The sequence below is a fragment of the Paenibacillus sp. MY03 genome, assembly GCF_002165585.1.
Taxonomy (GTDB): Bacteria; Bacillota; Bacilli; order Paenibacillales; family Paenibacillaceae; genus Pristimantibacillus; species Pristimantibacillus agaridevorans.
In genome coordinates this window covers 1-13,944 of the sequence record NZ_MXQD01000096.1, presented here as the reverse complement: position 1 = coordinate 13,944, position 13,944 = coordinate 1, and the positions used below count along the sequence as shown (strand labels likewise).

Annotated in this window: 8 protein-coding genes and 1 pseudogene; 8 read left to right on the top strand and 1 reads right to left on the bottom strand. The window is 46.2% G+C overall.

Going from position 1 to position 13,944, the window contains the following annotated elements; genetic code table 11:
• Nucleotides 1–453: 453 nt before the first annotated feature.
• The 8 genes and pseudogenes from B1748_RS35905 to B1748_RS35870 form a co-directional block, all read left to right on the top strand.
• Nucleotides 454–876 (top strand): annotated as a pseudogene (locus B1748_RS35905) (transposase); the annotation flags it as partial.
• Between the two features lie 508 nt (nucleotides 877–1,384).
• Nucleotides 1,385–3,955 (top strand): right-handed parallel beta-helix repeat-containing protein, encoded by a 2,571-nt coding sequence (locus tag B1748_RS35900; RefSeq protein WP_179216010.1) that lies wholly within the window; start codon nucleotides 1,385–1,387, stop codon nucleotides 3,953–3,955.
• Between the two features lie 140 nt (nucleotides 3,956–4,095).
• Nucleotides 4,096–6,366 carry an AraC family transcriptional regulator gene (locus B1748_RS35895; protein WP_179216009.1) on the top strand — a complete coding sequence of 757 codons (2,271 nt, stop codon included), beginning with the start codon at nucleotides 4,096–4,098 and terminating at the stop codon, nucleotides 6,364–6,366.
• A 241-nt stretch (nucleotides 6,367–6,607) separates the two neighbouring features.
• Nucleotides 6,608–7,465 (top strand): ABC transporter permease, encoded by an 858-nt coding sequence (locus B1748_RS35890; protein WP_087572769.1) that lies wholly within the window; start codon nucleotides 6,608–6,610, stop codon nucleotides 7,463–7,465.
• A gap of 37 nt (nucleotides 7,466–7,502) precedes the next feature.
• Nucleotides 7,503–8,399, top strand: coding sequence for a carbohydrate ABC transporter permease (locus tag B1748_RS35885; RefSeq protein ID WP_087572768.1), 897 nt, complete (start codon nucleotides 7,503–7,505; stop codon nucleotides 8,397–8,399).
• Between the two features lie 35 nt (nucleotides 8,400–8,434).
• A complete protein-coding gene (locus B1748_RS35880; protein WP_087572767.1) occupies nucleotides 8,435–10,123 on the top strand; it encodes an extracellular solute-binding protein in 1,689 nt (562 codons plus the stop codon).
• Between the two features lie 60 nt (nucleotides 10,124–10,183).
• Nucleotides 10,184–11,413 (top strand): GNAT family N-acetyltransferase, encoded by a 1,230-nt coding sequence (locus B1748_RS35875; RefSeq protein WP_087572766.1) that lies wholly within the window; start codon nucleotides 10,184–10,186, stop codon nucleotides 11,411–11,413.
• A gap of 52 nt (nucleotides 11,414–11,465) precedes the next feature.
• Complete coding sequence (locus tag B1748_RS35870; RefSeq protein ID WP_087572765.1) at nucleotides 11,466–13,331, top strand: hypothetical protein; 1,866 nt, start codon at nucleotides 11,466–11,468, stop codon at nucleotides 13,329–13,331.
• Nucleotides 13,332–13,761: 430 nt separating this feature from the next.
• Here B1748_RS35870 and B1748_RS37295 read toward each other — a convergent pair.
• A partial coding sequence (locus B1748_RS37295; RefSeq protein WP_218781688.1) for a hypothetical protein occupies nucleotides 13,762–13,944 on the bottom strand: 183 nt, incomplete at its 5' end.

The window sequence follows — 13,944 nt, the reverse complement described above, 5'->3', positions numbered from 1 at the left end:
TTTCCCTTTATTTACGCGGCTTTTCGGCGATTTTCACGTTGGGTATTATAAAGTTCAAAAAGTACTATATGTTATATAACGAGGTCTGTTTTGTGCAATGAAGAGGGCCGGGATTTCATCCGTTTTAGATTTTTCAAGGGGATGGATTCTCTGCGTGTGACCTCCTTGGGTAATATTCAGGATAGTGACAGCTAAAGATGGAGTCATGCTCTTACAGTGACACTCCCGCTCGTAAAGCCGGTTTTTAATACAAGCTCAACTTTCACAGAACGAAAATCGACTTAAATACATGATGTAGTTGAATAAACGGCGTGTTAAATACGAAAGCTTGAAAACATCGAAAAACACCGCTTCATCTTGTAAGGTGAGAGTGTCGAACAATCACTACCACAAAGAAGAGGTGTCCTCTATATGATAGAGCAAATCGTATAATCAAAATCACTTCCAAATGAAATCAGACCGGCCTTCAAAGATCTGAAAGTACTGAAACACTTAAAAACAGCAGGGTTCAAGAGAGAGTTTGGCTATACCTGCTCGTTCTTGTTTCAGCTTGTCTTTGTGCTCTTGTTTCATAATAAAAACTGGTTTCGTTTGCTGGAAAGCGATAAGGGAGAATCGTTTCCTGGCAAGGACGCCGTCTATCGATTTCTCAACCACAGCGGCTATGCATGGCGCCGATTCTTGTCATTACGCAGTTCCTCCACGATCGATAAAGTCCAACCGCTCACTGGAGGACATCGCGTATATGTATTTATAGTCGACGATTCCATGTTTGAACGGAATCGCGGCAAGGCGGTCGAGTTGCTCTCCAGGTTTAAAGATCATGCAACTGGTTGCTACTACAAAGGGTTTCGAATGCTCACACTAGGATTGTCCGGATTGCTCATACGTTTCTGGTAGGTCAAATATTTGAGCAACTTCGCTGGCATCATCCTACATTGTTGTCGAAGGGAAGGGCGCATGCTCCTCGACTGGCAATGTAAGAGTTTCGAGTGCTGGTGATGCTTCTTCGATACCTGCTTACATCTCGGCTTTGCTGGAGCTTTCATTCGTTAAGCTTTGCAGTTTCTTTTTACGAGTAGAAGGGAGGGTACTGGAGATCAAAACAATTTTGTCTGCTGGCACCGGTAATGCAAGCTTGGTTACAGGCTTGTTAACATCGAGCTTCGTCCAGTATCCAGACGGAGTATTCTGGCGCGTAGTTATGGACACGACAAATGCTACAAAAAGTCTAATTTGAAAAGATGACTCTATTCAAGTCTGTATTATAAGTGCAAGCTAGACAAGATGGTATAAAAGACGAACAGTAGGACGAGTAGATCAGCAGGGGTGGCTGGATCAGTTTGTGATCATCATGAGCGCTGACAAGCGGGAGGGGTATCGAATGAAGGGTTCAGTGGAAAAAGAGATGATTTCGTTGACGCAAAAGCAGGAGTTCTACGTGTCTTTGCATGGTTCTGACTCAAATAAGGGTACGAAGGATTCGCCGTTTGCCACTTTGGAGGCGGCACGAGATGCCATTCGAGTTTGGAAGCAAAGAGCGGGTTCAGATAGGAAGAGTATTGTTGTCTATCTGCGCGAAGGAGAGTACCGGCGCACAGACACCTTTGAACTTACAGAGCTCGACGGAGGCACAGAAGATGCGTCCATCATGTACTGTGCTTATCCCGGAGAAGAGGTTCGTATAACAGGTGCAGTTCAATTGGAAAGCAGCCAATTTGGCAAAATAACAGATTCGTTCATCATTAACAGGCTGCCGGAGGCAGCTCGAGAACATGTCGTTCAATTTGATTTGGCTGCTGTCGGAATTGATGATTATGGAATCATAGAGCAGTACGGATTCGGCTGGCATTTTCACCGCAATCCCCCGGTAGAATTATTTTTTAATCTGGAGCCTCTCCAACTGGCTCGTTGGCCCAATGATAACTACGTCCACATAGGCGAGGTGGAGGATCAACCATCGGATCAAGCGGGAACGCGTTTTAAGTATTTGGATGCCCGGCCGGAAACATGGGACAACTATGAAGAAGTATGGATGTATGGATATTGGCGCTGGGATTGGGCAGACGGGAATATGAAGCTGGACGCAGTCATTCGCGAGGAGAGACGAATCGACACTTCACAGGTTACTCCATTCAATGAAGTGAAGAGCGGACAACGTTACTATTATTATAATGTATTAGAAGAGCTCGATACACCAGGGGAATGGTATCTGGATCGCAAGACTGGCATGTTATATGTGTATCCTCCTGCACCGCTGTCAACAAGTACCGTTCATTTATCATTGCTTAACAAACCGTTAATCACGATGCAACAGGTGGCTCATATCGAAATCATGGGAATTATTTTTGAAGCCACACGTGATCATGCTGTGTGTATTCAGGAGGGCAGCCGTATTCGTATGCAATCCAATATTTTTCGCAATTTGGGTAATTTGGCTGTTCACATCCAAGGTGGACAAGGCCATAGTGTGATGGATTGTCAAATCTATAACACGGGCTACGGTGGAATCAAGTTGGATGGCGGGAATCGCGATACGCTTGTTCCAGGTGAACATAATGTCATCAGGAATGAGTTTTATAATTTTAGTCGAATACAGGCTACGTACACCCCTGCTGTAGAACTGGCTGGAGTGGGCAACCGGATATCGGGAAACACGATGCACCACGCCCCGCACATGGCCATTTTGATTCATGGTAATAATCATGTGATTGAATTTAATGAGATTTATGCTGTCTTGCAGCAAACAAGCGATGCTGGCGCTATTTACATGGGAGCGGATTGGTCGGAGCAAGGCAACATCATTCGTTACAATTATTTGCATGATCTAACGGGTATTGAAGGAATTGGGCAAATGGGCATTTACTTGGACGATATGGCCAGTGGCACATTAGTATATGGAAACATTCTGGATAGGATCAATGTCGGTATGCTTGTAGGCGGGGGGCGAAATAATTTGATAGCCAATAATTTGATCCTGTCATGCGACAAGTCTATACTCCTAGATGAACGTGGATTGAATTGGGCCATAGATACTTGCTTGCCTGGCGGACGTATGCTGAGTAATCTGGAAAAGGTTCCATATCTCAATGAGCAATGGACGAAGCGTTATCCCGATTTGTTGACGATACAGAATGATGAGCCAGGCACACCTAAGTACAACACAGTACAGATGAATGTGCTGAACAGTACACCGCCTATGGATATTGCGGATACGGCCCTTGAGTATGGCATTGTTGCTTACAACTGGAAGACGGATGAGGATCCCGGGTTTGTTGACTTGTCTCGCGGAAATTACATGTTGCGTTCAGATGCGCCAGTCTTCAATCGAGTACCGGGTTTCAGAACGATCCCGTTCGCGGAAATCACTTCATCGAAGCAACGATCTGATGTGGCGAGCGATCTTGGTTTGCACCAAATCACGTTGCTTGCCCCTTCGAATGTGCTGTTGATTGGTACCGAAATGAAGCTGTGGACTATGGCTGACACTATCTCTGGCATGTGTATCGATCTGCACGGCTCGTTGACTTTCTACAGTTCTGATCCGGATGTCGTAAAAGTAGATGAGCGAGGAGTAGTTACCGGAGTGGCTGATGGTAGTGCATTCGTTACGGTAACAGGACAGAAGGAGGATGTGTCCCGTTCTGACACGGTTCGAATTACGGTGGTTCGAGTATGCTTGAAAGAAGTGGAGCTAGAGGTGAATGCTTCTCACGTTGTAGTTGGCCAATCGGCATGCGTGACCAAGAGAGGCTTTCTGACTAATGACGAACAGGTTGATTGGATGGATGCCCAAATTACTTATATGTCGACAGATCGGCACATTGCCGAAATTGATGAACGGGGAATTGTCAGGACTCATGGGATTGGGGAGACGATATTGCATGCAGAAGTTGAATTTGAAGGTGTGGTAAGGCATGCCAAAACACCCCTTATCGTACATCCCCCGTGTTGATCTGATCGTTGTTCGAATTATGCTTCTTCAATAACCATCATTTTTCGCATATTGTACAATTTCGCGGTAACGATGATTGTGACAACATAGAGGATAACATCTGTTATCGAAGCAGATGGATGTCCACAGGAGGGGTACGTTTGTTCAAAAAGCTGATGATCTCGTATATCGTAATGCTGCTTCTGCCGATCCTGGTTGCGAGTTACGTCTACCGCGATGTTGTACAGATCATCGAAGACGAAGCGCAGCAATCCAATATGAATGCGCTGTTGCAAACACGCGATATGCTGGATATGAGATTCAGTGAAATTCAATCCATTGCGAACCAGTTGGCGATTCATCCTTCCGTAACGAGCTTGCTAAGTTACTCGCCGTTTCAGCAGGGAGACAGGGACTACATTCATGTGTACCAATCCTTCAGTCAGTTGCCCAAATTTTCGTTGACCAACCAGTTTGTGGACAATTACTACGTATATTTCAGGAACAGCGATATATCCTTATCTGCCAATGGCGTGTATGCCAATTTGCAAGAGCTGCATTCCACTGTTTTCTCTCATGTCGAGGAATCGGAATTTGATAACATGATGACGACCAGGCATTTGAGTCCAACGTTGTTTAATTTGATGTCGCGTAAAGATCCAAACAAAATATCTATCGTTTATGTACAGACGTTCCCTTACTACTCGAAGTCCGGAGGAGGGAATGTTGCTGTTTTATTTAATCATGCCAAAATTCAACAGTTGCTCAGGCAGACGAAAATAGGCGATCGAGGACTTGCATTCATTATGGACGAGCATGGAACAATGGTGACTGCCGCATATGGCAAGCAGGTAGATGATTTCCTGGCTGAAGCCGGTTCCGAGGCGTTGGTGAAGTTAAGACAGTTAAGTGACGATCAAGACTATATCGTATCTGAGGTAACATCTAATGAAGCACGCTGGACTTACGTATCGATTGTGCCTAGATCTGCTGTGCTCGATAAGGTAAATTACATTAAACGAATAACGCTGATTATATTGCTAAGTATTATGATTGTTGGACTACTGGTTGCGTTCGTTCTATCTTATCAAAACTCCAAACCGCTTTCGGACTTGATCCGCAGATTCAGGCTGCTTCTCAAGCCCGATCAACTGACATTCAAATCCGGGAGTGAGTTTGAATTTCTTAATCAAACGTTGCTGCAGTTATCGCATGATCGTGAAAAACTTACACAGGAATTATACAGCTATCGGCCGATTATGGTTAGCACGTTGTTCCGACGATTGTTGGAAGGTGTGAGCGACTATGAGGAAACCGTTCGTTTGCTGAATCATTGCGAGATTAAGGTTGAGCAGGGCGGCATACAAGTGATAATAGTCTCCATTCAGAAGTTGGATTACCTTGTATACCAAGATTGGTTGTCTGAAATAGACGAGGCCAAATTGGTAGTGAAGCAAATATATCGTCAGACGATAACAGAATCGCAGTTATATATTTATGAACCTGATTCGACCAAACTGGTAGTCATTCTGTTTGGCAGGGAGGTAGCAAGATCGGCTTTTCAAGGCCAATTGCGAACAACAGCTCAGGTGCTTATGCGTCATATCGGAGGTAAGTTCCATACGCTGTTCGCAATCGGAGATCATTATGCGGATATTCGCAACGGTCATGACTCCTACAAGGAAGCGTGTATAGCGTTGGACTCCAGCAGTTTCTCAGGTGGACATTGGATTGCATATCGAGACTTGCCCGTCCGTAATACTTCGTTTATATTCCCGATCGAGACTGAAGTGAGACTTGTTCGTTTGGTGAAGTCCGGGGATGTGGAAGGGGTCAAGAAAATAACCGAACAACTCAGACATGATCATTTTGTCAATCAATATTTAACGGCGGCGGGGGCAGAGCAGTTAATTCAGGTGATGAAGGCTGCTATACAACGGGGTGTTGGAGCACTTTCCAACGACGAACTGCAGCAGACGTTGGACGAAATGAACGGCGCACAGCATTTTGAAGGCGTGGTCCACGGCATTCATGCATTGGCCGCGATTATGTATTTTGCGCAGCAGAAACAGAAAGGCGCCGAGAAGCGCGAAATAAATGAACGGCTTCGGCTGTATCTGCAAGAGAACTACGCGGACGATAGTTTGTCTATTGCCAAAGCCGCCGAAGCGTTCGACATGTCGGAGTCATCCTTTTATTTGTTCTATAAGGAACATACGGGAATGACCTTCGCAAGTTCAGTGGAAAAGCTGAGGATCAAGGCGGCGTGCAGCCTGCTGCAAGACGAAACCAAGCAAGGTGAAAGAAGAACAATCAAAGAAGTGGCTGCCATGGTCGGTTATTCCAACGAACAGACTTTTCGCAGGGCGTTCAAAAAGGTAATCGGTTGTTTGCCGGTTGACTACAGATCGGATGCAGACGGGTTCAAATAAAGCATTTTCAATACATTCCGGTCGATTCGGGTACGTTCAATTACTCCAGAAGACGGGCGCGAGGTCATTTGACGCTGGTTCAACCGTTTTTGGGGTGCTAGATTGAAGGAGCCGAGTCGAGCGACTCAGAACGATTCGGCAAGAAGCGAGAAGGGGGGAGTGAAATATTCAAGCGCTTAATAGAGGACTGCTGGCAGACGGGAAGCGCGCTAGGTTATTAAAGAATTGGCAGCTGTACCTCATGGTCATACCGCCCATTCTATTCTTTATTGTCTTCAGTTATATGCCGATGTATGGCGTACTGCTGGCATTCAAGAATTATCGGGTAATCGATGGAATATGGCATAGCCCATGGGTCGGTTTGAAGTACTTCGAGCAGTTCTTTCAATCGCCTTCCAACTGGAGAATGATCAAGAATACGATTCTGATCAGCGTGTATTCGATTTTGGCCGGATTTCCTGTACCGATCATTCTGGCTATTGCGCTGAATGAGGTGCGGAGCACGTTGTACAAGAAGACTGTGCAGATGGTTACGTATGCGCCGTACTTCATTTCGACTGTTATTCTAGTTGGCATGGTGTTCCAATTTCTGGATCCGCATGCCGGGATTGTCAATCGTATGATCGGACTATTCGGTATTGAGGCTCAAAATTTTATGGGTCGGCCGGAAATGTTTAAAACCATTTATATCCTGATCGGAATATGGGCGGGATCAGGGTACGCGGCGATTATTTATCTGGCCGCATTGGCGGGAGTAAGCAAGGATTTGCAGGAGGCGGCAATCATAGACGGCGCGAGCTTGTTACGTCGTATTTGGCACGTAGATCTTCCTCATATTCGTCCAACGATTGTTATACTACTCATTCTTAGTATTGGCAATATTATGTCTGTCGGATTCGAAATGATTTATTTGATGCAAAATGCATTAAACATCTCGACATCGGAAGTCATTTCCACCTATGTATACAAGATTGGCCTGGTTAACTCCAATTTTAGTTTTTCGACGGCGGTGGGTCTGTTTAATTCGGTCATCAATCTGGTTCTTCTGATTATGGCGAATTACCTGGCGAGAAAAACGGGAAATAGCAGTTTGTGGTGATGATGCGCTTATCAACTTTGGGAATGGGGGTCGTAACGTGCAAAGCTCCAGTTTGTATAATAGCACGGGCGATCGATTCGTACGTCTGTGTATTGTGTTATTCCTCGCCGTCTGTTTAGTTGTTGTCGCTTATCCGCTCATTTATGTGCTCAGTTCCTCGTTCAGTAGTCCACATGCCGTTTCGTCGGGCAGTGTATGGTTGTTACCAGTGGACTGGACGCTTGCCGGTTATGAAGCGGTGTTCAAGAACAAACAGATTGTAAACGGTTTTATAAATTCTTTTTTCTATATGTTTTGCGGAACGGCCTTGAATTTGGTTATGACCGTGCTGGCCGCTTATCCGTTGACTCGCAAGCAATTCAAGATTCGCAATACGGTCATGTTGTTTTTTGTAATTACGATGTTTTTCTCCGGAGGATTGATCCCCTACTATTTGCTGATCAAGGATTTGGGGATGATCGACACCAGATGGGTGATGATTATTCCATCGGCATTATCGGTATGGAATATTATCCTGGTTCGAACCTACATGAATCATTCCATACCGGATGACCTGTATGAGGCAGCGTCCATTGACGGTTGCGGTGACTTCAAGTATCTGCTCTCGATCGTGCTGCCATTATCCAAGCCGGTTTTGGCGGTAATTGGGTTGTATGTGGCGGTAGGCTTCTGGAATTCTTATTTTAATGCGCTCATTTTTTTGAAATCATCCGAACTGCAGCCGCTTCAATTGGTATTGCGCAATATTCTGATTCTCAATGTCATAGATCCCACGATGATCAAGGACTTTGACGTGCTGATGCGACGCCAGGGCATGTCGGATGTGATCAAGTATGCTGTAATCGTTGTGGCTAGTGCGCCTGTACTTGTTTTGTATCCTTTTGTACAAAAGTACTTCGTGCAAGGTGTAATGATTGGAGCAATTAAAGGATAGTCCTGATATCACTCAAATAGAAGGGGCGAAATAAAATGTCAAAATCAAAATATTCTCCATTGGTTCTGATGGGTCTTATTGTTGCGATTCTTACCGTGATTGTTGGTTGTAGCTCCACTAATAACGGGAATGGAGAGCAACCGCCGGTTAGTCCCAATGATTCGCAAACGGAGTCCAACCTGAACCCTGTCGGTACATTTCCGATCGTGAAGGAAAAGGTTACGCTGAAGGTTCTCATTCCGCAAGGCCCCGAAGTCATCGATTATTCTACCAATGAATTTACCAAATGGTTGGAAGAGTTGACGAATGTACATCTGGATTTTCAGACCTACCCGGTTAGCCAGCCTGAACAACTAAATATTATTTTTGCCAGTGGCGACTTCCCGGATCTGTTTATCCGAACAGGGCTTAGCGATGTCAATGAACAGAAGTATGGCGTGGAGCAGAAACTCATATTGCCGCTTCAAAACTATATTGAGGAACAGACTGTTCATTTGAAGAAACTCCTTCAAGACACGCCGGAGCTGAAGGGTGTAATTACGGCAACAGATGGCAACATATACGGGCTGCCTTCTTTAAATGAGTGTTATCACTGCATGTATGGGAACAAGCTCTGGATCAATCAGTCATGGTTGGACAAGCTGGAGCTGAGCACGCCGACCACAACCGACGAGTTCCTGGAGGTCATGCGGGCGTTCAAGGAGATGGATCCTAACGGAAACGGCAAGCCGGATGAAATTCCGATGGCTGGAGCCGCAATCGGCTGGCATACGGCAGCCGACAGTTTCCTGATGAATGCTTTTGAACTTGACAATAGTCTAGATGGTTTGAAGATGGTCGTCAGGGATGGGAAAGTACAATCCAATGCTGTAACTGACGGTACGCGAGAGGGATTGAAGTTTCTAAATCAATTGTTTGAAGAAGGACTTCTGTATAACGCATCGTTTACGCAATCGAGCGATCAACTGAAGCAATTGGCAAACAGTCACGAGGAGGTTCTCGGCGCCTTTGCGGCGGGGGCAAACGTCAATGTTATCGATGGCACGGCGAATCCTGAACGTTACAGACATTATACGACGCTCGCGCCTCTTAAAGGACCGGACGGAACTCAGTATACGACTTACTTCAATAGCTTTCCATATGGAGGAGGAAGCTTCGTGATTTCCTCCAGGACAGAACATCCGGAAGTGGCCATACGACTGGCCGACGTGTTCTTTAACCCGGAGCGTGTATATGGTGAAGGTACGCAATGGCGAAAAGCGGAGGAAGGAGAAGTTGGCATCACGGGTTTGCCAGCCAAAATCAAAATACTCAAGCCGTATTCCAGTGAACCGCAGAACGAAACCTGGCTCGATATTGGAGAACCGCTAATTACAAACGAGTCCCTGTTAACGAATGCTACCGATCCCGACATTGACCCATATAGCCCGGAGGGATTGGGGAAATTGTTAATGCTGGAGACAGAAAACAAATATGAGCCTTATACGCCTACTGATGTATCGCTGTTGCCGCCGCTTAAGTTTTTGAGCGATGAATTGGATCAAGTATCCACTTTGCGGGTGGAGCTGGACAACTATATTAGGGAATCCAGAGCCAAATTTATTATGGGCAATATGAATTTGGAATCGGACTGGGATGCTTATTTGGCAGCCATGGACAGAATTGGATTGCCGAAAATTGTTGAATTGATGCAAACGGCTTACGACAGACAATATGGAAACTAAGCTGGATTCACAATGAGGGACAGGCTCGTTCTGCAAAGGACGAGCCTGTTTTAAATACGCATGAGGCGAAGAAGAGGTGATATGATGTCGGACATTCGACATTTGACTAGGAATGATTTCCAGGAACACTATGCATTGACCTGTTATGCTTTTCAAGTATCTCCATCCGCTGAACAGCTAGAGCAAGCTCGGGCGAACTTTAAGCCGGAAACGTGGCTGGCCTCTTTTCAGGGTGTTTCCTTGTTGTCACAGATGCAAATCTTCGATCTGGAGATGTACATACAAGGGAATCCGTTGTCTGTTGGAGGGATTGGCGGGGTTTCGACATGGCCGGAAGCGAGGCGGCAAGGCCTGGTAGCGGAGCTGTTGATCAGTGGTTTGGAGCGAATGAAGGAGCGTGGACAAACGCTCTCGGCTCTAGCTCCGTTTTCCTTTGGTTTTTATCGCAAATATGGCTGGGAGCTGTATGTCGAGCATAAGAAATATAGTATTCCGGTCGACAAATTGCCTCGACGTGAAATCGTGCCGGGACGTGTCCGCCGTGTACGGGCGATGGAGCATCTAGAGGAAATTGATGCACTATACGCGGCTTACGCGAAGCGATATAACGGAATGCTGAAACGTACAATAGATTGGTGGGAGAAACGTCTGTTGACGTCGAGCAGTCAGCAAGTAGCGATGTATTATAGGGATGGCGGTGAACCGGGCGGATATATTCGCTACCATATCCACAATCGCGAGATGGAAGTGATGGAGTTCATCTATATGGATCTCCAGGCTTTTCGCGCACTCTGGAGTTACGTCAGTCAGCACGATTCCATGTTGGAGCGCGTCAGACTCAACGCGCCGATGGATCATCCATTGCCTTACTTGCTGAATGATCCTCGAATCGGGCAGGAAACAGTACCTTATTTTATGGTCCGTATTGTCGATGCAGCACGTTTTGTCGAGCAATACGCGTTTGCTCCGAATGATGCGAGCTCCGAGAAGACAGAGCTGCTTCTAGAGATTCGGGATGAGCATGCGCCATGGAATCAAGGGACGTGGCTGATGTCGATTAGGGAGGATGGGTGTGCCGGGATGGTGAAGCTGACCGCCGGGGCAGAAGTTACGCCGGGGCATGAAGCTAAGCTGTGCTGCGGCATCAATGATTTGACTGCAATGCTGCTTGGGTATATGGACCCCGTAACGCTTCATGCATACGGTCGTATCGATAGCTTCGGCGCGGCGGCGGATAAGCTGAGCAGCAGGATTCCTAAACGGGGCACTTATTTGCTCGATTTTTTCTGACATGCTGTCATACAAGGTTCAAAACATATTATGAATGGAGGATGTGACTGCGATGTATACGGTTACTGTACCAATAGCCCTGAACACGATAACAGAACAATCAAAAGAGGTTATGATCAAGCGATTACGTCAACTGAATGCCAATGAGGTCTATTTGATTCCGTTGACCGTGGATAAGCTGGAAGAGAATTGTGTCCTAATCCGCTCGCTCCTGCCGTTTTTCACCCATCATCGTATAGAAACAGCCGTTTGGGTTGGCGGTTCGTTGGCCCACTACCAGTATGCGGATCCCTATGACAAGATAGTAGACATCGAGGGGGAGCCATCGAAGAGGGTTTGTCCGCTGGACAAGCAATTCCAACTCTTTTTTTGCGATCTCTTCAGACAAATAGCCCAAACCGGCGTACGAAAGATTGCGCTGGACGATGACTATCGGATCAACTGGGTCAATACGCCTCCTTCCTGTTTTTGCCCGAAGCATATGGCGCTGTACAGTGAAATATTGGGGAGGGAGATTTCCCTTGATACGATGCGCGAACAAATATATAGTAACAATCCGGGCGAATATCGCGATGCCTGGCTGAAGGGCAGCCAAATATCGTTATGCAATCTGGCTTCGGCTGTTCGCTCAACAGTGGATGAAATCGATCCATCCATAAATATCGTACTTAGCTCCGGACCGGCGCATTGGGGAGCTGACGGTGCAAGCGCACTGGATTTGGCAACAATACTGGCGGGCAATAATGCTAAGGAGTTACGACTCAGCGGAGCCGCTTTTTGGGGGCAAAGAGTGAGTAGCGCAATGGACTTCGCAAGAAAACAAGCGGCGTTCTGCAAGCAGCACCATATTCGAACGATCGCTGAAGCGGATGCTTATCCTCGTCCGCGGCATGCGGGACCCGCGTACGGTGTGGAATTTATCGATCTGATCGCAAGAGCGGACGGCAACTTTCATGGCGTACTGAAGTATGGATTTGATTATACTTCATCGCCGAACTATGAACCTGGTTATGCCAGGCTTGCGGAGAAAAACCGCGAGCTGCATCGTCAAACGGAAGAGATGTTTGCGGATAAAACGGCGCAAGGCATTTATCTCTTTGAGCCTATGCATTTGAATTGGCATATTACGGAAGTGAGCCGTCGTCCGGAGGCGGATGTCATGTGGTCTCCGGGAGTAGCGTTTCTGAATGATAATAGCATTCCGGCTGTTTTTGAGCCGGGCGGCGTAAACCTCGTCTTCGGGCAGAACGCGCAATTGCTGGATCGACAGTTGTTGAACAATGGCACGATTTTGGATTATACCGCGGCTAGAATTTTGACAGAAGCGGGTGTCGATGTCGGCATTGCACAATTCAATGAAAAGCGTAACGAGGCGATAACGAATGTGTTTTCCGGCAACTATGAATATTATTATCGCGAGCAGGAAAAAGTCGCCTTATTCGGGAACGTCATTGTCCATCGCTTGAGTCATAAAGAGGGTGTCAAACTTCTCTCCGAAATTTTCGTCAACAATGAAACGCTGCCGGGCGCCTACTGGTATGAAAATGCTGACAAGCAACGCTTTCTTGTGTACCCTTTTGATGCTTATCCTAACAAGTCCATAGCAGGTTTGTTCCGCAGCTATTGCAGACAGCGTCAGTTGATTCAGTCCAATGAGTGGCTGAGCGGTCGGAAGCTTGACGCAGTCTGCTCCGGCAATCCCGATTTGTACATGATAGTTAAGAAAAACGAGCACTCGTTGGCTGTTGGTCTATGGAACCTGTTTCCGGATCGCATAGATGAGCCAGTCATCGAATTGGCAGATGATTTCAAGGAGATCGAATTTATAAATGGTTCCGGGCAATTGATGGGACGAACGGTCAGATTGGACTCGCCGTTGCATGCTTTTGACTATTGTGCGTTTAAGGTGACGAAGTAGATATTTGGATCGAGGTACTTACTGATCCCATGCTGCTTACAGGGGGCGACTTTGATCGGTTCCGAAGCTGCGGCAAGGCTAAAATTGGGGCAAGCGCTGCATATTCAGCTCACGAAAGAGAGAAAAGCGCATGAATATTTTAGTCCTATATAGTCAATTGGCAGATGAAGTCATAGTATATTGAGTGTACTAAGAAACCGTTCCTTTCTTAAATGGTGGGTTGTACTTTCATTTATTAAGGAACGGTTTCTTTAGGCTTTACGTTTTAAAGAAGAGGCGTACTAAGTCATCTAACGAATGTTTTGGGACAGCATCATCTCTGCAATTTGAAACGATTCAACGCGGGTGGCTTTTTATTATTGTTGCGTGCCAGAAGCACCCAGACCATATGAAAGAAATGTCTGTTGACCGTCTGTAGGTAAGGTAATATTTAAAAAGCTTCTATAATTCTCACTTCCTCACGCTGAAGGCGCAATATTCGAAAGCGTAAAGCGGCGGCCTTGTATTGGCCTGCAAGGCTTTTTTTGCGATGAAGTTTGAACAATACTGCATACAAAAGCCAATAGGGCCAGGGGAAGCCATCCGGACTATTAATCAAGAACAAGGACAGTAA